Genomic DNA, 21,617 nt, shown 5'->3' on the forward strand with positions numbered 1-21,617 from the left:
CGGCAGGTCCGGGCTAAGGAGCCGGCATGATCAGAGCCGCCACCTTTTTCATTCGTATCCGCACCGCCTGAAGGCGGTGTCGATCCATGACGTTTGGGCCGGCCGCCTGGCAGCCGGACTGAACGCGTATGCGGGGGCTTGGCCGTAAGGCTGTAGGGCCGGCCTCCGAAACCGGCGCCGTCTCGTCTCTCGAAGCAGCTTTCGAGACACCGAGACCAATCATGAAAAGAAATATCAATCGTGCCCGCTCGCAGAGCTGGGATGCCGTCGCGCAATGGTATGTCGGCTGGACCGGCAACAATGGCAGCCGCTATCATCGAGCCCTCGCCGTGCCGCTGTTGCTGGAAATGCTCGATCCTCGGGCGGGTGAGCATATTGCTGATCTGGGTTGTGGCCCGGGCATTCTGGCGCCGCCGGTCGCGGCGCGGGGCGCCAGCTTTGTCGGCATCGACCTGTCGCCGCGGCTGATTGCCGAAGCGCGCAAGAGCCATGGTAAAAGCGGGCGGTTTGTGGTGGGAGACGTGACCCGCCTGCCGCGCCATGTGCATCTGCCGGTGGGCGGATTTGATGCGGCGTGCTTCCTGCTGTCGATCCAGGACATCAATCCGCTTGACGCGGCAATGGCCAGCGCGGCCAGGCTCCTGAAACCGGGTGGACGGCTGGCTGTCGTGATGCTGCATCCCTGCTTCCGCGTGCCGCGGCAGAGCGGGTGGGGCTGGGACGAGGGCAGGGGGCTCAAGTTCCGCAGGCTCGACTCCTATCTGACGCCACTCGCCGTACCTATGCAGAGCCATGGCAATGGCACCACGCGCAGTTATCATCGTCCGCTCGGTGCCTATGCCGAAGCGTTGAGTTTAGCCGGCTTGGCGTTGACGGGGATAAGAGAAGTTGGCGATCTGCCTGTGCAGGGCGATAGCCGGGCTGACCGGCGAGCCGCGGGGGAGTTTCCGCTCTTCCTCGGGCTGCGGGCAGTAAAGCTCTAGCCGCGAACACCACCCTCTCCTGCGAGGAGAGGGTGGTGTTTCTGCATTTATTCCGCCGCCTGCGGCAGTTCTTCCGCCCGCTCCCATTTGAGGATGGGCGAGCGCGCGGCGCGGGTTTCGTCCAGCCGGCGGCGCGGTGCCTTGAGGGGAGCCGAGGTAAAGCGCTCGGCATTGCCGGCCTTGGCGTCGGCGGCCAGCTCTTCCATCACGGCACAGAAATGGTCGAGTGTCTGCTTGCTCTCGCTTTCGGTCGGCTCGATCAGCATGGCGCCATGCACGACCAGCGGGAAATACATGGTCATGGGGTGGAAGCCCTCGTCGATCAGCGCCTTCGCGAAATCGAGTGTGGTAACACCAGTACCGGCGAGGAAACTGTCGTCGAACAGCGCTTCATGCATGGTCGGATAGTCGCCGAACGGCACCGAGAAGGCGTGCGCGAGGCGGGCCTTGATATAGTTGGCGTTGAGCACCGCATCCTGCGCCGCCTGCGCCAGGCCGTCGCCGCCATGGCTGAGCATGTAGGTCAGCGCGCGGACATACATGCCCATCTGGCCCTGGAAGGCGGTGATACGGCCCAACGCATCGCCTTCGGCATGCTCGACCAGCTCGAGGCCATCGCCGGCCTTGCGCACGAAGGGCACGGGCGCGAAGGGGGCGAGGGCCTTCGACAGCACGACCGGGCCCGCGCCGGGGCCGCCGCCACCATGTGGCGTCGAGAAGGTCTTGTGCAGGTTGATATGCATGGCGTCGATGCCGAGATCGCCCGGCCGCACCACGCCCATGATGGCGTTGAAATTGGCGCCGTCGCAGTAGAAGAACGCCCCGGCCGCATGCACGGCTTCGGCAATCTCGATGACATCGGGTTCGAACAGACCGCAGGTATTGGGATTGGTCAGCATGATTGCTGCCACGTCTGATGACAGCGCATCCTTGACGGCTTGCACGTCCACCGTGCCGTCGTCACGGGCAGGAATGGCCTTCACGCTATAGCCGAGGAAGGCTGCGGTGGCCGGATTGGTGCCATGGGCGCTTTCGGGCACCAGCACGATTCTGCGGTGGCTCTGGCCGGCCGCTTCCTGCGCCGCCTTGATGGCCATCATGCCCAGCAGCTCGCCATGCGCGCCGGCCTTGGGCGTCAGCGCCACGGCAGCGGTATTGGTCAGGGTCATCAGCCAGTGGCTGAGCTGCTCCATCAGTTCCAGCGCGCCCTGCACGGTCGAAACCGGCTGCAGCGGGTGAATGTCGGCAAAACCGGGTAGGCGGGCCATCTTCTCGTTGAGGCGCGGATTGTGCTTCATCGTGCACGAGCCCAGTGGATACATGCCGCTGTCGATGGAATGGTTGAGGCGGGAGAGGCGCACATAGTGACGCATCGCCTCGGGCTCGGTGAGCCCGGCCAGATCAAGCGGCATCTTGCGCTCGAAGCCGCCGAGGCGGCTGGTGGAGACGCTGACGTCAGGCAGGTCGACGCCGGAATGCTCGGTGTCGCCGATTTCGAACAGTAGCGGCTCGTTCGGCAGCAGCGCCGAGCCGGTGGAGGACGCGAAGCTCGACGTGCCCGTGCCGGTGGGGCGGCCCTGATTGTTCATGCTCATTGCAGTTCCTCCGCAAGGGCGGCGCAGAGCGCGGCGATATCGGCATCGGTGGTGAGTTCGGTGGCGGCCACGATGATCAGGTTGGCAACCGAGGGGTGGTCGGGCTCGAGTCGGCTGACCGGCACGCCGGCCAGGATGCCGCGGGCGGCCAGACGCTCCACCAGTTCGGCGGCCGGTTGGCTGGTTCGGATAGTCATCTCGTTGAAGAAGGTCTTGTTGAGCACTTCCACCCCGCCAACCGCAGCCAAAGCGTCGGCAAGCTTGCAGGCATTCGCGTGATTGAGGCGGGCAAGCCTGGTGAAGCCGGCTTCGCCCAGCAGCGCCATATGGATGGAAAAGGCGAGGGCGCAGAGGCCCGAATTGGTGCAGATATTTGATGTCGCCTTCTCGCGGCGGATATGCTGCTCTCGGGTCGAGAGCGTCAGCACGAAGCCGCGCTGGCCTTCGGCATCGACGGTTTCGCCGCACAGCCGGCCCGGCATCTGGCGGATGAATTCCTTGCGGGTCGCCATCAGGCCGAGATAAGGCCCGCCGAAATTGAGGGCATTGCCGATGGACTGGCCTTCGGCCACCACGATATCCGCGCCATAGGCGCCCGGCGCTTCCAGCAGGCCGAGCGAAACCACTTCGGTGATGACAACGATCAGCAGCGCGCCCTTGGCATGGGCCGCATCAGCCGCCACCTTGAGGTTGCGCAGGTGGCCGTAAAAGTCCGGCGTCTGGATGACGATGGCGGCAGTCTGCTCGTCGATACGGTCGAGAATATCGCCCTGGCCTTCCGGCGAAGCGGAGAGGCATTGCAGATCGGTATCGTCTTTGAGATAGGCCTTCACCACGTCGCGGTAATGTGGATGGAGCCCACCGGACAGCACGACCTTGTTGCGGCGGGTGAGGCGGCGCGCCATCAGCACGGCTTCGGCCGTGCCGGTCGAGCCGTCATAGAGGCTGGCATTGGCCACATCCATCCCGGTCAGCTTGGCCACTTGCGTCTGGAATTCGAACAGCATCTGCAGGGTGCCCTGCGAGATTTCCGGCTGGTAGGGCGTATAGGCGGTGAGCCATTCCGAACGCTGGATCAGGTGATCGACCGTGGCCGGCACATGGTGGCGATAGGCGCCCGCACCGACGAAGAACGGGCCGTCTGCGCCAGCGCGGTTCTTACCGGCCAGCGCTCGCATATGCGCCTCGACCAGGAATTCGGGGCTATGGGCCGGCAGGCCGAGATCGAAACTCCTAAGCGCCGATTTGGGCACGGCACTGAACAGCGCGTCGATATCGGCCGCGCCGATCACGCCAAGCATCTCGGCGCGTTCATGGTCGGAATGGGGGAGGTAGCGCATGATGCCTCTTTACTTCGTCAGGTCCGCATAGGCGGCGGCGTCGAGCAGGTCGTCGAGTTCGCCGGCATCTGCGATGGCGATCTTGTAGATCCAGCCGCCGGCTTCCGGATCGGCGTTGATCAGGCCGGGTTCGCCGGACAGGGCATCGTTGACTTCGGTCACGGTGCCGGCGACGGGGGCGTAGATTTCCGAGGCGGCTTTCACCGACTCGACCACGGCAGCCTCGTCGCCCTTCTTCAACACCTTGCCGACGCTGGGCAGCTCGACGAAGACGATGTCGCCCAGCGCTTCCTGTGCGTAGTTGGTGATACCGACAATGCCGGTCGAACCCTCGACGCGGATATATTCGTGGTCAGGGGTGAACTTGGTGGTCATGGCTGGCCTCTCAACTGGCTTTGGCTTTGCGGAAATAGCGATGCGGCACGAAGGGGGTAGGGACCACTTCGGCCGGCTGGGCGCGGCCACGGACCGACACCTGAAGTTTGTTGCCATGGGTGGCGTGGGCGGGGGGCACGAAGCCCATTGCAATGGCCTTGCCCAGCGAGGGCGCAAAGCCACCGCTGGTGACGACGCCGATGGCATTGCCCGAGGCATCGAGGATTTCGGCGCCTTCGCGGGCCGGAGCGCCTTCGACGATCAGGCCGACGCGGATACGTGACGGGCCGCTTTCGCGTTCGGCGAGAATTCTGGCGGCGCCGGGGAAATCACCGACCTCGCGGCGGCGCTTGGAGATGGCGAAGCCGAGATCGGCCTCGATGGGGGAGATGGTCTCGTCGAGGTCGTGGCCATAGAGCGGCAGGCCGGCTTCGAGTCGCAGGCTGTCGCGGGCGCCCAGGCCGATCGGTTTGACGCGGGAGTCGGCGAGCAAGGCATCCCACAGGGCGACGGCGTCACGCGAGACGACCAGAATTTCGAACCCGTCTTCGCCGGTATAGCCGCAGCGCGAGACCACAATCTTGTCGCTGCCCCAGTCGAAGGCATTATAGGTCATGAAACCGAGATCGATGGCATCAGGCGCGATCTGGGCCATGACATTGACCGCTTCCGGCCCCTGCAGGGCGAGCAGGGCATAATTGCTGTCGGCCCGGATCAGGCGGGCCTTGCCTGCGGCGGCCGCTTCGATGCGGGCAAAATCGGCGTCCTTGGTGCCGGCATTGACCACGATATAGAGCCCGCCCGCGACGAGCGGCGAACGGGCGATCATCAGGTCATCAAGCACGCCGCCCTGCTCGTTGAGCAGCAGCGAATAGCGAATCTGGCCGGGTTTGAGGCCGGCAATGTCGCCTGATATCAGCGGTTCGATGACGGCCGATATGGCGGCGTGATCAGCCTCGGCGTCGCCGCTGAGATTGTCGAGCACGAGGAAGCTCGGGCCCATATGGGACACGTCGAACAGGCCGGCCTGTTCGCGGGTCCATTTGTGCTCGGCCATGATGCCGGACGGATATTGCACGGGGAGCGAATAGCCCCCGAACGGCACCATGCGGCCGCCGGCGGCATTATGGCTCTCGAAGAGCGGAGTGGTCTTGAGGTTTTCGGCTGAGGTTTCGGCCATCAACACATCCCGGGAAATGAACAAGGCGACACGACAAGCTTCGCCCTGCGGCGAATTCCGTGCCCCCTCTGTCCTTGCCCTGAGAGATTTCCCGGCTGAGCGCCGGTTGCTCCTTCGGTGGGATCGGTTCCCCGATCCGCTTTCCAGAGTTGTTGACCTGACTGCGGTCCTTTTGCCTGAGAGTTTCCGGGGCGGTTGCTCCTTCGGCGCTGGAGAAAATCCAATCTCTCCCGCAGTGGCCGCAACATGGTCGAGATTCCGGGGCGCGTCAACGCGCCATTATGCTTGTCCCCTTGCGGCGATCGGCGAGGAGTATAGCGCAAATGAAAAGGGCGGGCATAAATGCCCGCCCCTGATCCGTTCTGCGCTTTCGCTCAGTTGAGCTTGGCGCCGACATCCTCGATGGCCTTGGCGACAAGATCGTCACCCTTGCTGGCCATCTGCTGGTTCAGCACGATGCGCGCAGCCGAGACGGTCAGCTCGGCGGCGCTGGCGCGCACTTCACCAAGCGCCTGGGCCTCGGCCTGGGCGATCTTGTCCTCGACGGCCTTGGTCCGGCGGGCGATCAGGTCGGTCAGCTTGGCGCTGGCGTCGTCGGCCAGGCGCTTAGCCTCTTCCTTGGCGGCGGTGACGATGCCTTCGGCTTCGCCCTCGGCGCTGACGCGCTTGCGCTCATATTCGACCAGCAGCGCTTCGGCTTCTTCGCGCAGGCGCTTGGCCTCGGCCAGGTCCGTTTCGATCTGCGCAATGCGCTGATCGAGCATCTTGGTGATCATCTTCGGCACGCCGAAATAGATGATGATGCCGATGAAGATGATCAGGGAAATGGTCGCCCAGATCGTGGCCCAGGTGGTTGCGTCGATAGATGAGAAATCCATCAGTTTACTCCTTGGCCGCGGCGGCGACGGCCTTGCGGGCCTCGTCGGCAGTGGCCGAGCCGGTCAGTTGCTTGACCAGGGCCTGCACCGTATCGGCGGCGATTTCGGCAACGTGGCCCAGCGCTTCGGCCTTGGTGGCCTGGATGCTGGTCTCGGCAGCCGCGACCTTGGCGGACAGGTCGGTTTCGACGGCCTTGCGCTTGGCGTCGATATCGGCCTGGATACCGGCACGGGTTTCCTCGGCAATGGCCTGGGATTTCTGCCGCGCGGTCGCCAGCGCTTCTTCATAGGCGGCGATGGCCGCGTCGGTCTTCTGCCTTGCGGCATCCGCAGCGGTCAGATCACCGTCGATGCGCGACTTGCGATCGGCGAGAATGCCACCGATGCGCGGCAGAGCCAGCCGGCTCATGGTGAAATAGAGGACCACGAAGCTCAGGGCCAGCCAGATCAGCTGGGGCCCGAAAGTCGACGGGTCGAAGGGTGGAAACGCACTGGAATGCTCTTCGCCGCCATGCGCTTCAGTCGTAGCATGGACAACGCCGCCTTCGGCGGAGGCATCGATGTGCTCGGCACCATCGATTGCTACTGGAGTTTCGGTTTCCATATTGATCTACCCATAAAGCAGCAGGCCCGAAAGCCGTATAAGGAAACGGCAGCCCGAAGGAAAATCCTCCCGGCCGCCGCTTCGACTGGGTCGCGGGAAATCAGACCGCGAACAACAGCAGCAGGGCGATCAGGAACGAGAAGATGCCCAGAGCTTCGGTCACGGCGAAACCGAAAATCAGGTTACCGAACTGGCTCTGTGCAGCCGACGGGTTGCGCAGGGCACCCGACAGGAAGCTGCCGAAGATGTTGCCCACGCCCATGGCGGCGCCGGCCATACCAATCGCGGCAATGCCCGCACCAATAAACTTCGCTGCTTCAGCTTCCATTATTCTGCTCCTTTGAGACTATGCTCGGTGTCCGGGTCAACGCAGTGACGACCACGGAACGGTTGAAGTCCAGTCTAATGCGACGGATGGATCGCATCATTGATGTACATCGCGGTGAGCACGGCAAACACATAGGCTTGCAGCGCCGCCACGAGGAATTCCAGGGCCGTGATCGCGATGGTCATGATCAGCGGCAGCGAGGCGCCGAGGAAACCCAGGACGCCCAGCGAACCGAGCGACATGATGAAACCGGCGAATACCTTGACGGTAATGTGGCCCGCCAACACGTTGGCGAACAGACGAACCGAGTGTGAAATCGGACGCGAGATGAACGAAACGATCTCGATCGGCACCACGATGGGCAGCACATAGGCCGGCACGCCGGCAGGCACGAACAGTTTGAAGAACTTGAAACCGTTGCGATAGATGCCGTAGCCGATGACCACCACGAAGACCAGCATGGCCAGCGCGAAGGTGACGATGATGTGGCTGGTGACGGTGAAGAAGAACGGGATCATGCCGAACATGTTGGCGATGAGCACAAACATGAAGAGGCTGAACACGAAGGGGAAGAACTTCATGCCTTCCGAACCTGCCGCGCCCCTGACCATATTGGCCACGAAATCGTAAAGCAGTTCGGACACCACCTGGGCGCGGCTCGGGACCACGCTCCGGCGCGCGGTCGAACCAACCATGTAGATAATGATGAGGCCAACCGTCAGCACCATGAACAGGGCTGAGTTGGTGAGTGCGAAGCCGCCTTCGCCAATCGAGAAGACGTCGGTGATCGCGAACTGGTGGATCGGATCTACTTTATTCGGATCGGCCACGCCCAAACCCCTATGGTCTACCTGTCGTCTTCATCGTCTGCCACGTTCGGGCCAAGGTCCGAACCTGGTGGCGGCGGCGCCGCCTTGTTCATTGCTGTCACCACGCGGGTGACATTGAGTATTCCGGCAGCGAAGCCCACCATGAACATGATGAGCATTCCCCATGGCCTGGTTCCCAGGCCGAGATCGATGAGATAGCCGATACCGGCCCCCACCAGGATCGCGGCGATGAACTCGGTACCGATGCGCATGCCGCGCGCCATACCGCTCATCTCCGGGGGGCGTTTCTCGAGGCTCTGTTGTCCTCGATATCGCGGTCCCGCTTGGCAGAGGCAATGCGCGATGCGAGATCACGCGTCACCCCTTTGGCGCTGTCCGGCTGGCTCTGGTCATCTTGCGGTCTTGCCATCCGCTCGCTCCCTCGGCCGGCTTCTCCGGATATTTCCGGGACGCCCTTTCAAGTCGCGCGCAACATAGTGGTGGGGCTGGGGAGTGTCAAGATAACGTTAGCGCCCATAAGGCTTTGAAATATAATGTGAAATCAGCTTGTCGCAGGGGTGCGGCATGCTGTCCATGGGTCGTGGCGACGGCGCAGGGGCCGGACAGGGGGGATTCTGGTCCACCAAGACATGGCAAAGCGCCGCCTGTGATGCGGTTGTCGATAGACGAACGCATGCCAGGACTGGCAGCGAGCGGATCCCGAGACGGCTTTCGCCTCTGATAAATTAAAAATGAGACGGAAGCCGCCTCGGGATGCCGGGACTTGCTCGGACGGCGCGATCGCAGACCCTAGCAGTTAGCCGTAGCACCCCGCCCAAACGCCTCGTCCGCTCGACCCGGAGCGGAGCGCGACCCCCACTCCCCCGGCTGGCCTCCGGACGCCCGTCGCTGCAGCGCCGCCCGTATCCCGGAAGATGGGAGGATAATACGCGCGGTTTTGGGGTGGGGGATAAGATGGATAGATTTGTGCTTGTGAGTACCCCCACCCCCGATGTCATCCCGGCCTTGAGCCGGGATCCATCCTGAGGTGGTGGGGCTTGTACAGTGGTCGGACGATCCACCTTGCGGCCGTGCCGCGATCTCGAGATGGGTCCCGGCTCAAGGCCGGGATGACATCGAGGGTGGGGTGCGATTGCGCCACTTGTATCCAGAGGTCATAGCGGGCCCTCGATGATCGGCTCGGGCCGGCCGCGCCAGATCATGCGATAGACATCGCCCTGCCGCACCGATTGCACGGCGGCGGGGCGTAGCGCCACGAGACAGGTGCCGTCGGGGTGTCGGACCGATGGGTAGATGATGCCATTGAGGCCTTCGGCGCGCGCACTCTCGGCCAGGGCATTGCCAAGCGGATAGGCGGTGGCGATGTCGGCGCCAAGCGAGGGGTGCTGCGGGCGCTGCCGCAGGTCGATGAAGTCGCCTGCCAGGCTGCAGAACATTTCAGCATATTCGACCGTGGCATTGAAATCGCCGGCATCGCTCAGCGCCTTGGTCAGGTGAAAGCCGACCTCGGCCAGGCAGGTTTGCAGCGCCAGCGCCGCATACCAGGCGCCGCGATTGGCGCCGTTGAAGCGGTTGGGCTGCTGCGGCTTCGCATAGGCAAAGCAGGCATTGATGAAATGGGCATGCGGCACGTCATAGACGAGTTCATTGGCGGCCAGGCCCGATATGCCGCGCTCCTGCGCCATCAGCCGGGCGCTGGTGGCACCCTCGATTTCGCCGAGCAAAGCGAGCTCATCCTCACTGTCGACCAGGGGCATGAGCACCGGGGCGCGCAGGCGTGCGGTCGTCACCAGACGCACGGTCCGGGGAAACGCCTCGGTCGTGACGGGAATGCCGTCGACCTGCAAACTAAAGGCCCCCGCGCACGGCATCCACATAGCGGCGCACGTCGAGCATCTGCGGGATGCCGCCCCTGATCATCGATTCGATCGGGCTCATGCGGGCAAAGAGCGGCGCCTTGTTGCCCAGGCTCGGCCAGCGGTCGGCCATGTCATCGGCAAACAGCAGGTGCAGCCCCTTGAACACGCCGACCAGCGCCGAAATGCGCGTCATCTGGTCCTGGCTCAGGGCCTTGCCCTTCTCGTCCTGCTTCATCCGCTCCCAGGTGCTGACCGACACGTCGAGCAGGGCGGCGGCCTGATGGCCGGTCAGCCCCCATTGCTCGACCAGCCGCCGGTAAGCCCTGAGCGCAACCTTCGACAGCCGCGCGCGATCGGCATCGCGGGAGAAATCCTGGCGATCAGGGGTATCCGGAACGGATTGCAGCGCGCTTTGCATTGAAATTCCTTCAAATGACGTAGGGTTTATACATCAAATGATGGCGTGTGTCGAGAAGTTCAAGGGCTTAGCCCGCTTCGCGGAAACTCTCGGCCGTGGTCAGGTCAACGGACACCAACTGGCTGACGCCGCGCTCGGCCATGGTGACGCCGAACAGGCGATCGACCCGGCTCATGGTGATCGGATTGTGGGTGATGACCATGAAGCGCGTATTGGTGCGCTGGCGCATGGAATCGAGCAGGTTGCAGAAACGCTCGACGTTGGCGTCATCGAGCGGGGCATCGACTTCGTCGAGCACGCAGATCGGTGCCGGATTGGTGAGGAAGACCGCAAAGATCAGGCTCATCGCGGTGAGCGCCTGCTCGCCGCCCGACAGCAGGGTCATGGTCTGCGGCTTCTTGCCCGGCGGGCGGGCGATGATCTCGAGGCCCGCTTCGAGCGGATCGTCGCTTTCGACGAAGCTGAGCTCGGCCGTGCCGCCGCCGAACAGCGTGGTGAACAGCTCCTGGAAATGCGCATTGACCTTGACGAAGGCCTCGTTGAGGCGGGCGCGCCCCTCGCGGTTGAGCGACTGGATGCCGGTGCGGAGCTTGGCGATGGCCTCGATCAGGTCTTCCTTGTCCTTGACCATCAGGTCGAGCTTTTCCTGGACCTCGACGGCCTCCTTTTCGGCGGAGAGGTTGACCCCGCCCAGCCGCTCGCGCTCGGCCTTGAGACGATCGACCTTCTGTTCGGTGGCGGGTTCGGAGGGCAGGGGATCGCCGGCGCGGATGCCGGAGGCCTCCAGCGTCTTGCTGGCCGGAATATCCAGCACTTCCTCGATCTGGCGCTCGATCTGCTGGCGCTGGGCGATGAAACCCCGGATGCGCTCCTCGATGCGGGTGACTTCGATGCGGGCATTGCCCAGCAGGTCGCTGGCGGTCTTGAGTGCCTTGTCGGCCTCGCGCCAGCCGGACTGGGCGACATTGAGGCTGTCGCCGGCGGCCTTGTGCTCGATCTTGGCCTGCTCGATCTGGTCCTCGAGCTGGGCGCGGCGGGCGGCGAAACCATCGGGCGTTTCACTGACGCTGGCGAGCTGGGCGCTGACCTCGGCGCTGCGCTGGTCGAGCGTCGAGAGCTGGGCCAGGGCGCCGTCGCGGCGGCGCTGCCAGCTCTGAACGTCGCGTTCGAGCTGGGCGAGCCGGCTATCGCGCATGCGGGCGGCGGTCTCGAAGCTGCCCAGCTTGAGCCGGGCCTGATCGGCGCGCTCGCGGGCCGTGTCGAGGGCGGCCTGGTGCGCCTCGGCAAGGCGGGCCGCATCGTCCTCGGTGCCGGCTTCGATCAGCGCCTGTTCGGCATCGGCGCGGATGGCCTCGGCTTCGCTAAGGCTGGAGGCGAGGCGGATGCGGGCCTCTTCCAGCGCCGACTGGCGCGTGGTGAGATCGCCGATGGCGCGCTGGGCCTTGTCGACCTCCGCCTGCGCCGTGCCGATGGCATGCTGGGCGGTGCGCCAGGCCTCGCGGCGGCTGCGCTCGTCCTGACGGGCGGTTTCGAGCGCGGCGGTCAGGGCTTCGACATCGCGCTTCCAGGCGTTGCGCTCGCCCTTGGTATGGGCGATTTCCTCGTCGAGATCGGCCAGGCGATTGCGCTGGGCGAGGCGCTGTGCGGCAGCGCTCGGCGCATCGGCGGCGGCCACAAAGCCGTCCCAGCGCCACAGGGCGCCGTCAAGCGTGACGAGGCGCTGACCGGGTTTCAGCGCATGCATCAGGCCAGGGCCGTCGGCAGCGTCGATCAGCCCGATCTGGTCGAGCCGGCGCTTGAGCAGCGGGCTGCCGGTGACATAGCGGGATAGCGGTTCGGCGGCCTGGGGCAGGGCGGCATCGTCCGTATGATCGACGGGCACCGACCAATGCATGGGGGCGCCGGCATCCGAGCTGGCTTCGAGATCGTCGCCCAAAGCGGCGCCGAGCGCGGTTTCGTAGCCGGGGGCGACCTTGAGCTGGTCGACAATGGCCGGCCAGAGGCTGGCGCCGACATTGAGCATCTTGCCCAATGTGGCGGCCTCGGCTTCGAGACGATTGAGCGCGGCGTCGATTTCGGCGAGGCGCGGGCGGGCGGCGTCGAGCTTGCCTTGTGCGCCGGCAGTGGTTTCCTCGGCCGCGGTGGCAAGCTGTTCGGCTTCGGCGATGGCGGCCTGGGCGGCGGCGAGGGCGGCGCGCTTGAGGCTGAGCGTTTCGTCGGCATCGAGGCTGGCGGCGACGGTGCGCGCCTCGTTGTCCACTTCGGCAACTTGCTGGGTGAGGCGATTGATGCGCGCCATGGCATCCTGCGCCGAGCGGAGCGCCTGGGCACGGCGGGCGCGGACCTGCGCCAGCGCATCTGATGCAGCACGGGCTTCGGTCTCGGCGCCGGCTACCGCTTCGCGGGCCGCATCAGCTTCGGCGCGGGCGATGTCGAAATCGGCCTGGGCGGCCTCGCCTTCGGCGGCAAGGCGAGCCTGCTCCTCGGCATAGGCGGCAAGCGTGGCTTCGGCTTCGGTGACCAATTCGCGCTCGCGCACGCCATCGGCGGCGAGCTGGCGGATGCGGTCTTCCAGCTCGGCCCGGCGCTGGTCAGCGCGGCGGGCTTCCTCGGCCAGTTGCTCGGCATGGATCGTGTAGCGCTGCAATACGGCGCCGGTGACGGCTTCGCGGTCACGCAGGGGCTGCAGGGCGGCGTCGGCGGCTTCGAGCTTTTTCTGCGCCTGCAATTCGAGATGGGTGGCGTCGGCCAATTCGCGCACCAGAACCGCCTGCTGCGCCTCGGTTTCCTTCTCGGCGAAGCGGGCCGCGACCCAGCGGATATGATAGAGCGTAGCTTCGGCGCGGCGGATATCGCCTGAGAGCGAGCGATAGCGCGTGGCCAGCCGCGCCTGGCGCTTGAGGGTTTCGAGCTGGGTCTCGACCTGGGCGATGATGTCATCGACGCGTTCGAGATTGGCCTCGGCCCCGCGCAGGCGCAGCTCGGCCTCATGGCGGCGCGAATGAAGGCCCGAAATGCCCGCAGCCTCTTCGAGCAGGGCACGCCGAGCGGTGGGCTTGGCGGCGATCAGCTCGCCGATCTGGCCCTGCCGCACCATGGCGGGGGAATGGGCGCCGGTGGACGCGTCGGCGAAGAGGAGTTGGACGTCGCGGGCGCGCACTTCCTTGCCGTTGACGCGATAGACCGAGCCGGCCTCGCGCTCGATGCGGCGGGTGACTTCCAGCACATCGGCCGTGTTGAGAGCGGCGGGGGCGGTGCGGTCGCTATTATCGAGGACGAGGGTGACTTCGGCCGAATTGCGGGCGGGACGATTGCCCGAACCCGAAAAGATCACGTCATCCATGCCCGAGGCGCGCATGGCCTTGTAGGAGCTTTCGCCCATGACCCAGCGCATGGCCTCGACCAGATTGGACTTGCCGCAACCATTGGGGCCGACAATACCGGTCAGGCCCGGCTCCATAACAAGCGTGGTCTCGTCGCAGAACGACTTGAAGCCATGCAGCTTGAGGCGGGAGAATTTCATGGCAGCGCCACCGGAGCGGCGCTGCCGAAAGGCAGGTTACTGCGCAGCAGGAGCCATCGCATCCGGTGCGGGTGCCATGGTGTCGACAGCCGGAGCCATGGCATCGGTCGCGGGCACTTCGGCTGCGGGCGCGGTAACCACGAAATCGGCAGGGATGAGCGGATCGATCTCAGCGGCGAGCTGCTCGAGCGTCTTGTCACCAGTGAGTGTCTTGCCGTTGACATAGAATGTCGGGGTGCCTGAAAGACCGAATTCATCCAGCGCCTGTTCGCGCAAGGCTTCCATCCCGGTGAACAGCTCCTGATTCGTCAATGCGGCATCAAAAGTTTCCTGGGTAAAGCCCAGTTGCTTGGCGATTTCGAGGATCGCGTCACGCGGGGTCTGCGATGCAGCCCAGTTGGTCTGCGTCTTGAAATAGGTCGCCAGCACATTGTGGTAATTGGTCGGGCCGGCGGCCTCGGCCAGCATGAACACCGCGGCGTCGAGCACGTTGCGCACGAAGGGGCGGGTGATGAACTTGACCTTGCCGGTATTCACATAGGCTTCGATGAACGCCGGAGCGACCTGAGTGGCGAAGGTGGCGCAGTGCGGGCAGGTCGGCGAGGCATATTCGATGACCGTGACGGGCGCGGTTTCGCTACCCTGCACATGGTCCGCCACGCCGCCGGCGGGCGCCATCAGCTTGGCCATGTCGATCATGTCGCCTTCGGCCGCATTGGCGGTGGCGACCCCGCACAGGCTCAAAGCCGATGCGGCAGCGGCCAGGATAAGGGTGTCACGGCGGTTGAATTTCACGGCTAACGCTCCTGTTTTGATGTGGGCGACACTACACGGGGCAATTGTGTGGGCAAGTGGGCACATTCATCAACCTACGGTGAACGGTCCGCTTGCATTGTCAGTTAGGTGATGCCGGCCTGCAAAGCCCGGTATTCTCCGCTTCCGGTGCTCACGTGCAGAACGCACGCTGCGCGCCGGTTCTCGAAAACCGAACTTTTCGACTCGGCCTGACCTAACTGTTCCGCCCCGACCTGCTGGATAGCGCGTGACCCAATGTCCGCAACGCTTCCCTCAGATCATCATCTGTCACATCGGCCACCTGGGCCCCGACCTTCGCGATAGTGCTCTGGTTCGGTTGATCGGTCTTCTGCGCCTTCTGCCCTGAACCTGGTGTGAACGGCTCGGCCGAGAGCTTGACGGCACCCACCAGCACGAAGCCGAAATAGCGGTTGACGGCGGCGGCGATCCGCGGGCCTTCATGGGCGATCGCCAGCGCGTGGCCGGGCACGCAGCGTAGCAGCAATGTCGCGCCCTCGGCGCTGCGCTCGCCCCGCGGCCAGGTCAACTTGTCGGGAATGGCCACGCTATCATAGGGCTCGGGCGCCATGGCCGCCCAATGGGTAATGATGTCCCGGCTGGCAAAGCCGCGCTTCTTCAACACAGGGTCCAGCGCGCCGCTGAGCACATCGGCGACGGCCATGGTTCTGTTTCGGCGCTTGGGCTCGGGCAGGTCGTCTTTGGCCATGGGCATGGAGTATCGCCCGGGATGTCGCGCTGCAAGGTGCCACGACCTCGTGGTTCGACAGGCTCACCATGAGGTCTACGAAATATCGAGTCCCAGGCAGACCTCATCCTGAGCCCGTCGAAGGACGAGGTCGTGCGCTTGTGGCCCGGGCAATGTCGCGTTATCCGATAGTCATGCATCTCCCCGCCCCCATCGATGCCCCGGCCGTGCTTGCATGGTACGATCGCCATGCCCGCGACCTGCCCTGGCGCGTTGCGCCGGCGGATCGGGCGCGGGGCATCAGGCCCGATCCTTATCGGGTCTGGTTGAGCGAGGTCATGCTGCAGCAGACCACGGTTGCTGCGGTGAAGAATTACTTCCTGCGCTTCACCAGCCTGTGGCCTGATGTATTCGATCTTGCCGCGGCCCCGCTCGACAGCGTGCTCAAGGAATGGGCCGGGCTGGGCTATTATGCCCGAGCGCGAAACCTGCATGCCTGCGCGCAGGCGGTGGTGCGCGAGCATGGCGGCGTGTTTCCGCAGACCTCGGCGGGCTTGCAGACCCTGCCGGGCGTCGGCGCTTACACCAGCGCCGCCATCGCCGCGATCTGTTTCGACGAGCGTGTGGCGGTGCTCGATGGCAATCTCGACCGGGTGCTGGCGCGCTATTACGCACTGCCCGTGCCGGTGCGCGAGGCCAAGGAGGAGCTGCGGGCCGCCTTGCAGGCCTCGGTGCCGTCAAGGGCAGGGGATTTTGCGCAGGCCATGATGGATCTGGGCGCTACCATTTGCGCGCCGCGCATGGCGGCCTGCATGCTGTGTCCGATCCAGCCGGGATGCCTAGCGACCAAAGAGGGCGATCCGACGCGCTATCCGCTCAAACCCGCCAAGGCCGAACGCCCGGTGCGCAAGGGCCATGCCTATGTGATGCTGGACGCCGATGGTGACGTCTACCTGCAATCACGCCCGGAAAAGGGCCTGCTGGGGGGCATGAGTGAGGTTCCGGGTTCGGACTGGGCTTCGGTACTGCCCGATGTTGCCTATCCCACCGAAGCCGACTGGCGGCATCGCGGGCAGGTTGTACATGTTTTCACCCATTTCCGGTTGGAGCTGGAAGTGTGGTCGGCCACGGTCATTCCTGATGGGCTCGATGGCGGCTGGTGGGCCGAGCGCCGGGCGCTCAAGGGCGAAGCGCTGCCGACGCTGTTTCGCAAAGTATTGGCCGAAGCCGGGCTCGACTAGGCCGCAGCGCGAGGCGAGGGCGTTGTCGTCACATCCGGGTTGGGCATGAAGGCACTGACCTGGTTGCGGCCCGCCTCCTTGGCCCGGTAGAGCGCCACATCGGCCCGCCGGAAGGCCGCGCGGGGGCTTTCGCCCGGCGCACAATAGCTGACGCCGAAGCTGGTGCTGAGCCATTCATTGGGAGAAAGAACCGGATGCAGCGTGCCGTTGAAGCGCGCCCGGATATCGTCGGCCAGTTCCATGGCGCTCTCGACGTTTTGTCCCGGCAGCAGCAGGGCGAATTCCTCGCCGCCGATGCGGCCGGCGGGATGACCGGATTCGGCCAGCAGCGCGGCGAGGGTGCAGATCACGTCGTCGCCCGCCTCATGGCCGAACCGGTCGTTGACCTGTTTGAAATTGTCGATGTCGCAGAAGATTACCGCGCCGCCGTTGCTCAGGGCGGCGTCGGCGGTGGTGTCGAAGGCGCGCCGGTTCAGCAGGCCGGTCAGGCCATCGCGTTCGGACTGGCGCTGATAGGTGGCGATGGTGTCGCTGACCGTACGGGCCAGCAGCAGGAAGATGATCGGCGGCACCAGCAGGCCGGAAACGCTGAGCAAAGCCGTTTCCAGCCAGGACTGGCGGAACGAGGTGAAGGTGACTTCGGGTCCGAAGAGGTTCAGTAGCAGCGGCACTCGCACGGCGGAGAAGGCGACCAGCGCGCAGAGCAGGGCAATGGTGACGCCATCCAGCAGGCTGCGGCGGGCGCGACGCACCATCTGATAGGCCGCGTCGCCCACGGCAATGGTGCAGGCCAGCTGCACCGCCAGCGCCTGATAGAAATAGGGCGAGCCCATGGCCTGCAGCACCAGCGCGGTCGCCGAAAGGCCGAGCACCACTGCCACCACCGGCAGGCCGCTGCCGGGGCGGGGTGCCAGGGCGCGAATGGCCCGGCCGGCGCTGAGATAGGCCGGCGGCGCAAGCATGGCCGCCGCCGAGGCCTCGAACCAGCTACCGCCGGCAAAGGTCATCACCAGTGTCTGTACGCTGCCCATGGCGAGGGCGACCGCGAGCCAGCTCATGGGTCTGTTGCCGCGCATGCCCATGCTGGCCCCGGCGCACAGTGCGGCGGTGAAGCCCAGAATGCCGGCAATGACGATGTTCAATCCAACCATGACGGTCACGGCAGCGGTCCCCCTCGCATGCGTGTCGGCGGCGGCGATATTGAACCTGGTCGGGTTAACAACGGCCTTGCAAACGCAAGAAACAGACCTGGCAAGCCGTCACTATCGTTAAAGAAAATTGCGCCCGCCCGTTCGGCTTCGGCATTGACAATATCCCTGCCATCCCCGACGCTGGCGTCATGAACTGCTGCCGCAACACGTCCACGAGCGCGAAAAAAACGCCCCACAGGGGCTGATGGTCGTCGCGCGCAGTTTTTAGCAAGCATTCGGATCAGAAAGACCCCGCCGGTTCGACGGGGATTTTATGCATGCTCTGTCTCCGGCCCACAGGAGATGACATGGAAACGAACCACCCTGAATTACCCGGCCTCTGGCTGCCGCTGGTCACGCCATTTCGCGACGGAAAGCTGGATGAGACCTCGCTGCACCGGCTGGTGGCACATTATGCCGCCCAGCCCGTGGATGGCCTGATCCTCGGCGCGACGACGGGCGAGGGCCTGTCGCTGGACGATGCGGAGGCGCAGCTTCTGGTGTCGGTGACTTCAGCCGCGCTGGGTGCAGCGGGGCGGAACATTCCGATCTATCTCGGGATTTCCGGCGCCGATACGCGCAAGATCGGCAAGGCCCTGGAGCGGAGCGCCGGCTGGGGCATGCAGGGCTACCTGATTGCCTGTCCCTATTATACTCGCCCCTCGCAGGAGGGATTGTTCCAGCATTTCTCGGCGCTGGCCGACAGCACCGACAAGCCCATCATTATCTACAACATCCCTTATCGCACCGGGGTCAATCTCGGCAACGAGACCATGCTGCGATTGGCCGGGCGGACCAATATCGTCGGGGTCAAGGATTGCTGCGCTGACCCGGCCCAGTCCTTCGACCTGGTGCGACGGAAGCCGGCGGATTTTGCCGTGCTGACGGGGGAGGACGCGTTCTATTATTCCGCCCTGACGCAGGGCGCGGATGGTGCCATCCTTGCTTCGGCCCATGTCCATACGCGTGCCTTCGCTGCCATCCGCACCAGGCTGCTGGCCGGCGACCAGCCCGGCGCCCTGGCCGACTGGCAGCAACTGGCCGATATACCGCGCCTGCTGTTTTCAGAACCCAGCCCCGGCGCTATCAAGTATTGGCTGTGGCGGCAGGGACTGATCGACAGCCCGGAAATGCGGCTGCCCATGGTATCGGTCAGCGAGGGGCTGGCGGGGCGGATCGAGCAGGCGATAGCGGAAGAAAAGTGAATCCGTTTGTCGCGCGCGTCGGCGCCGGAACGTCATATGGCGTGAGCGCATTTTGATATGTGCCCTTCAAGCCGAACCCGATGACCCGGACGCGAAAGGATAGAGCAATGGACATTGCCAAGAACACGATCTGCATATGGTACGACAAGGACGCCGAGGCCGCGGCGCGTTTCTATGCCGCGACCTTTCCCGACAGCTCGGTTGGCACTGTCTCCGCCGCGCCCAGCGACAACCCCTCCGGCCAGCAGGGCGAGGTGCTGACCGTCGAATTCACCGTGCTCGGCATTCCCTGTCTCGGGCTCAATGGCGGGCCGCAATTCAAGCATAGCGAAGCATTTTCGTTCCAGATTTCCACCGACGACCAGGAAGAGACCGACCGCTACTGGAACGCTATCGTCGGCAATGGCGGCGAGGAAAGTGCCTGCGGCTGGTGCAAGGATAAATGGGGTCTCTCCTGGCAGATCACGCCGCGCGCCCTGACCGAGGCAATGGCGGCCGGCGGCGGTGAAGCAAAGCGCGCCTTCGAAGCCATGATGAAAATGAAGAAGATCGACATTGCCGCAATCGAGGCGGCCCGGCGCGGCTGACACACCCAAACAAAAAGGCCGCCGGGGCAAACCGGCGGCCAGTGAGTAGAGCCTGAGACGTGATTGGAGGTCAGGATCAGGCAGAAAGCAAATCAAGTTTTTGACGGATGTCGGTCCTCAACGTGTCGATGGGCTCCATCCGCCCGGATTGCTCGTGGTGCCAGAACGTCCACCCGTTGCATGCCTCGGCCCCCTGAACCAAAGCGCCAACCTTGTGGATGGAGCCCTGGTGGGTACCCGAGACGAGCGAGCCGTCTGCGCGAACCATGGCGGAGTAACGTTTCGTTAAGTCGAAGAGTTGCGTGCCGGGATCAATAAGGCCCTGCTCGACCAGCGAACCGAACGGAATGCGGGTTTCCTTGCGCTTCGGCGTAACCGACTGCAGCGCCTCGAACACGCCGGGCCGGATGGAGGCGATGCGCTTGAGCGCGGCGTTGATATAGGTCTGCTCGCGTTCGATGCCGATGAAGTGGCGACCCAGCTTGCGCGCCACGGCCCCCGTCGTGCCGGTGCCGAAGAAGGGATCGAGCACGATGTCGCCGGGTTTGGTCGTGGCATTGAGAATGCGGAACAGCAGGGCTTCCGGCTTCTGGGTCGGATGGACCTTCTCGTCATCCTCGCCCTTGAGCCGTTCGGCCCCGGTGCAGATGGGGAACAGCCAGTCGCTGCGCATCTGCGTGTCGTCATTGGCCAGCTTCATGGCTTCATAGTTGAAGGTGACGCGGCTCTTTTGGCTGCGGGCGGCCCAAATCAGCGTTTCATGCGCATTGGTGAAGCGCGTGCCGCGGAAATTGGGCATCGGATTGGCCTTGCGCCACACAACGTCGTTGAGCATCCAGAAATCGAGATCCTGCAATGCCGTGCCGACGCGGAAGATGTTGTGGTAGCTGCCGATGACCCACAGGGCCCCATCCGGCTTGAGCACACGGCGCGCCGCCTTGAGCCAGGCGCGGGTAAAGACGTCGTAATGGGCGAAGCTGTCGAACTTGTCCCAGTCGTCATCCACCGCATCGACCTTGCTCTGGTCGGGGCGGGTGAGGCCCTGGTCGAGCTGCAGGTTATACGGCGGATCGGCAAAGATGAGATCGACCGAGCCGGCCGGCAGGGCATTCATGTGGTCGATGCAATCGCCCACGAGAATGGTATCGATCGGGAGGCGCGATGCCTCTTCCGCAGTGGCCTCTGGAGCCATACGCGCGGTACGCAACATACACTTAACCCTAACGCAGTACTAACCAGCCCGTTATAGGCCGGCCAGGGTTAATGGAGCGTTTTTAAGGGGTTAGCGGGAGGTTAAAGTGTGGCGGTTCAGGCCACTTTACCCCGCACGCGCTCCCAGGCCTCGGCCACCGGGGCGAATTCCTCGCGGTGGTGCCGGCAGGGGCCATGTTCCACCAGCGCCCGCATATGCTGGGGCGTGGAATAGCCCTTGTGGCCGGCAAAGCCGAAATGCGGGGCGTCGCAGTCCATGATCCGGCACATGCGGTCGCGGGTGACTTTGGCGACGATGGAGGCCGCGGCAATGGACACGCTGCGCCCGTCGCCGCCGATCAGCGCCAGCCCCTCGCAGGGCAGGCCCATGGGCACGTCACGGCCGTCGATCAGCACGCGGTCGGGCCGGAGACCGAGACTGCAGGCCGATTGGGCCATGGCCCAGAGCGTGGCGCCGCGAATATTGCGTGACAGGATGATGGAGGGTGGAGCCACCACCACCGACACGGCCAGCGCCGTGGCCATCACCTGCTCGAACAGCAATTCGCGCTGCTCTTCGGTCAGCTTCTTGGAATCGTTGAGCCCGGGCGGAATGGCGCTGGCGTCGAGCACCACCGCCGAGACCACCACCGGTCCGGCTAGAGGCCCACGGCCGGCCTCGTCGACGCCGGCAACGATGCGGGCGCCGCGCGCCATGAGCTCGCGCTCATGGCTATAGTCGGGCTCAGTCTGGATGGACGAATCGAACAGCATGCCGCCAGCATCCGC

General features: G+C 64.6%; 21 protein-coding genes and 1 riboswitch. Of the genes, 4 read left to right on the forward strand and 17 right to left on the reverse strand.

The annotated features are described in order from the left end of the window. The first annotated feature begins 221 nt into the window (after positions 1–221). A complete protein-coding gene (locus tag FPZ08_RS00840; RefSeq protein WP_146288229.1) occupies positions 222–983 on the forward strand; it encodes a class I SAM-dependent methyltransferase in 762 nt (253 codons plus the stop codon). Between the two features lie 47 nt (positions 984–1,030). Here FPZ08_RS00840 and gcvPB read toward each other — a convergent pair whose 3' ends face one another. The 14 genes from gcvPB to FPZ08_RS00910 form a co-directional block, all read right to left on the reverse strand. Continuing rightward, complete coding sequence (gene gcvPB / locus FPZ08_RS00845; RefSeq protein ID WP_146288230.1) at positions 1,031–2,578, reverse strand: aminomethyl-transferring glycine dehydrogenase subunit GcvPB; 1,548 nt, start codon at positions 2,576–2,578, stop codon at positions 1,031–1,033. Further along, positions 2,575–3,918 (reverse strand): aminomethyl-transferring glycine dehydrogenase subunit GcvPA, encoded by a 1,344-nt coding sequence (gene gcvPA, locus FPZ08_RS00850; protein WP_146288231.1) that lies wholly within the window; start codon positions 3,916–3,918, stop codon positions 2,575–2,577. Before gcvPA ends, gcvPB begins: the two co-directional genes overlap by 4 nt. Positions 3,919–3,927: 9 nt before the next feature. Next, positions 3,928–4,293, reverse strand: coding sequence for a glycine cleavage system protein GcvH (gene gcvH / locus FPZ08_RS00855; RefSeq protein WP_146288232.1), 366 nt, complete (start codon positions 4,291–4,293; stop codon positions 3,928–3,930). A gap of 10 nt (positions 4,294–4,303) precedes the next feature. After that, entirely contained in the window at positions 4,304–5,473 is a 1,170-nt protein-coding gene (gcvT, locus tag FPZ08_RS00860) for a glycine cleavage system aminomethyltransferase GcvT (protein ID WP_146288233.1), read from the reverse strand. A 154-nt stretch (positions 5,474–5,627) separates the two neighbouring features. After that, positions 5,628–5,716: riboswitch (glycine riboswitch) on the reverse strand. Positions 5,717–5,847: 131 nt separating this feature from the next. Continuing rightward, positions 5,848–6,351 carry a F0F1 ATP synthase subunit B family protein gene (locus FPZ08_RS00865; RefSeq protein ID WP_146288234.1) on the reverse strand — a complete coding sequence of 168 codons (504 nt, stop codon included), beginning with the start codon at positions 6,349–6,351 and terminating at the stop codon, positions 5,848–5,850. A gap of 4 nt (positions 6,352–6,355) precedes the next feature. After that, on the reverse strand, positions 6,356–6,955 hold the full coding sequence (locus FPZ08_RS00870; protein ID WP_146288235.1) for a F0F1 ATP synthase subunit B family protein: 600 nt from the start codon (positions 6,953–6,955) through the stop codon (positions 6,356–6,358). 100 nt (positions 6,956–7,055) lie between these two features. Further along, positions 7,056–7,283: a F0F1 ATP synthase subunit C gene (locus FPZ08_RS00875; protein WP_056227959.1), complete on the reverse strand. Its 228-nt coding sequence runs from the start codon at positions 7,281–7,283 to the stop codon at positions 7,056–7,058. Positions 7,284–7,357: 74 nt separating this feature from the next. Continuing rightward, a complete protein-coding gene (locus FPZ08_RS00880) occupies positions 7,358–8,113 on the reverse strand; it encodes a F0F1 ATP synthase subunit A (RefSeq protein ID WP_146288236.1) in 756 nt (251 codons plus the stop codon). A gap of 17 nt (positions 8,114–8,130) precedes the next feature. Continuing rightward, the gene (locus FPZ08_RS00885; protein ID WP_186767152.1) at positions 8,131–8,376 is read right to left on the reverse strand and encodes an AtpZ/AtpI family protein; all 246 of its coding nucleotides are present in this window, start codon (positions 8,374–8,376) and stop codon (positions 8,131–8,133) included. Between the two features lie 891 nt (positions 8,377–9,267). Beyond that, complete coding sequence (locus FPZ08_RS00890; protein WP_146288238.1) at positions 9,268–9,960, reverse strand: RES family NAD+ phosphorylase; 693 nt, start codon at positions 9,958–9,960, stop codon at positions 9,268–9,270. Position 9,961: 1 nt separating this feature from the next. Then, the gene (locus FPZ08_RS00895) at positions 9,962–10,390 is read right to left on the reverse strand and encodes an antitoxin Xre-like helix-turn-helix domain-containing protein (RefSeq protein ID WP_146288239.1); all 429 of its coding nucleotides are present in this window, start codon (positions 10,388–10,390) and stop codon (positions 9,962–9,964) included. A gap of 67 nt (positions 10,391–10,457) precedes the next feature. Beyond that, positions 10,458–13,913 (reverse strand): chromosome segregation protein SMC, encoded by a 3,456-nt coding sequence (gene smc, locus FPZ08_RS00900; RefSeq protein ID WP_146288240.1) that lies wholly within the window; start codon positions 13,911–13,913, stop codon positions 10,458–10,460. A gap of 36 nt (positions 13,914–13,949) precedes the next feature. Next, on the reverse strand, positions 13,950–14,708 hold the full coding sequence (locus FPZ08_RS00905; RefSeq protein WP_186767153.1) for a thioredoxin domain-containing protein: 759 nt from the start codon (positions 14,706–14,708) through the stop codon (positions 13,950–13,952). Positions 14,709–14,922: 214 nt separating this feature from the next. Then, positions 14,923–15,441 carry a DUF721 domain-containing protein gene (locus FPZ08_RS00910; protein ID WP_146288242.1) on the reverse strand — a complete coding sequence of 173 codons (519 nt, stop codon included), beginning with the start codon at positions 15,439–15,441 and terminating at the stop codon, positions 14,923–14,925. 146 nt (positions 15,442–15,587) lie between these two features. On the opposite strand from FPZ08_RS00910, the gene mutY reads away from it, so the two are divergent. Next, positions 15,588–16,655 (forward strand): A/G-specific adenine glycosylase, encoded by a 1,068-nt coding sequence (gene mutY, locus FPZ08_RS00915; protein ID WP_246132770.1) that lies wholly within the window; start codon positions 15,588–15,590, stop codon positions 16,653–16,655. Here the strand turns inward: mutY and FPZ08_RS00920 are convergent. Next, on the reverse strand, positions 16,652–17,806 hold the full coding sequence (locus FPZ08_RS00920; protein ID WP_246132856.1) for a GGDEF domain-containing protein: 1,155 nt from the start codon (positions 17,804–17,806) through the stop codon (positions 16,652–16,654). The genes mutY and FPZ08_RS00920 overlap by 4 nt on opposite strands. A gap of 347 nt (positions 17,807–18,153) precedes the next feature. On the opposite strand from FPZ08_RS00920, the gene dapA reads away from it, so the two are divergent. After that, positions 18,154–19,050, forward strand: coding sequence for a 4-hydroxy-tetrahydrodipicolinate synthase (gene dapA / locus FPZ08_RS00925; protein ID WP_146288244.1), 897 nt, complete (start codon positions 18,154–18,156; stop codon positions 19,048–19,050). Positions 19,051–19,163: 113 nt separating this feature from the next. Then, complete coding sequence (locus FPZ08_RS00930; RefSeq protein ID WP_146292850.1) at positions 19,164–19,637, forward strand: VOC family protein; 474 nt, start codon at positions 19,164–19,166, stop codon at positions 19,635–19,637. A 76-nt stretch (positions 19,638–19,713) separates the two neighbouring features. Here FPZ08_RS00930 and FPZ08_RS00935 read toward each other — a convergent pair whose 3' ends face one another. Beyond that, the gene (locus tag FPZ08_RS00935; RefSeq protein WP_146292851.1) at positions 19,714–20,829 is read right to left on the reverse strand and encodes a site-specific DNA-methyltransferase; all 1,116 of its coding nucleotides are present in this window, start codon (positions 20,827–20,829) and stop codon (positions 19,714–19,716) included. 116 nt (positions 20,830–20,945) lie between these two features. After that, positions 20,946–21,602: a ribonuclease HII gene (locus FPZ08_RS00940; RefSeq protein ID WP_146288245.1), complete on the reverse strand. Its 657-nt coding sequence runs from the start codon at positions 21,600–21,602 to the stop codon at positions 20,946–20,948. Between the last annotated feature and the right edge of the window lie 15 nt (positions 21,603–21,617).

This window comes from Devosia ginsengisoli (genome assembly GCF_007859655.1).
Classification (GTDB): Bacteria; Pseudomonadota; Alphaproteobacteria; order Rhizobiales; family Devosiaceae; genus Devosia; species Devosia ginsengisoli.

Coding starts and splice junctions, on each gene's coding strand:
- FPZ08_RS00840 (WP_146288229.1), top strand. CDS start 222: ATGAAAAGAAATATCAATCGTGCCCGCTCGCAGAGCTGGGATGCCGTC.
- gcvPB (WP_146288230.1), bottom strand. CDS start 2,578: ATGAGCATGAACAATCAGGGCCGCCCCACCGGCACGGGCACGTCGAGC.
- gcvPA (WP_146288231.1), bottom strand. CDS start 3,918: ATGCGCTACCTCCCCCATTCCGACCATGAACGCGCCGAGATGCTTGGC.
- gcvH (WP_146288232.1), bottom strand. CDS start 4,293: ATGACCACCAAGTTCACCCCTGACCACGAATATATCCGCGTCGAGGGT.
- gcvT (WP_146288233.1), bottom strand. CDS start 5,473: ATGGCCGAAACCTCAGCCGAAAACCTCAAGACCACTCCGCTCTTCGAG.
- FPZ08_RS00865 (WP_146288234.1), bottom strand. CDS start 6,351: ATGGATTTCTCATCTATCGACGCAACCACCTGGGCCACGATCTGGGCG.
- FPZ08_RS00870 (WP_146288235.1), bottom strand. CDS start 6,955: ATGGAAACCGAAACTCCAGTAGCAATCGATGGTGCCGAGCACATCGAT.
- FPZ08_RS00875 (WP_056227959.1), bottom strand. CDS start 7,283: ATGGAAGCTGAAGCAGCGAAGTTTATTGGTGCGGGCATTGCCGCGATT.
- FPZ08_RS00885 (WP_186767152.1), bottom strand. CDS start 8,376: ATGGCGCGCGGCATGCGCATCGGTACCGAGTTCATCGCCGCGATCCTG.
- FPZ08_RS00895 (WP_146288239.1), bottom strand. CDS start 10,390: ATGCAAAGCGCGCTGCAATCCGTTCCGGATACCCCTGATCGCCAGGAT.
- smc (WP_146288240.1), bottom strand. CDS start 13,913: ATGAAATTCTCCCGCCTCAAGCTGCATGGCTTCAAGTCGTTCTGCGAC.
- FPZ08_RS00910 (WP_146288242.1), bottom strand. CDS start 15,441: ATGCCCATGGCCAAAGACGACCTGCCCGAGCCCAAGCGCCGAAACAGA.
- mutY (WP_246132770.1), top strand. CDS start 15,588: ATGTCGCGTTATCCGATAGTCATGCATCTCCCCGCCCCCATCGATGCC.
- FPZ08_RS00920 (WP_246132856.1), bottom strand. CDS start 17,806: ATGGTTGGATTGAACATCGTCATTGCCGGCATTCTGGGCTTCACCGCC.
- dapA (WP_146288244.1), top strand. CDS start 18,154: ATGGAAACGAACCACCCTGAATTACCCGGCCTCTGGCTGCCGCTGGTC.
- FPZ08_RS00935 (WP_146292851.1), bottom strand. CDS start 20,829: ATGGCTCCAGAGGCCACTGCGGAAGAGGCATCGCGCCTCCCGATCGAT.
- FPZ08_RS00940 (WP_146288245.1), bottom strand. CDS start 21,602: ATGCTGTTCGATTCGTCCATCCAGACTGAGCCCGACTATAGCCATGAG.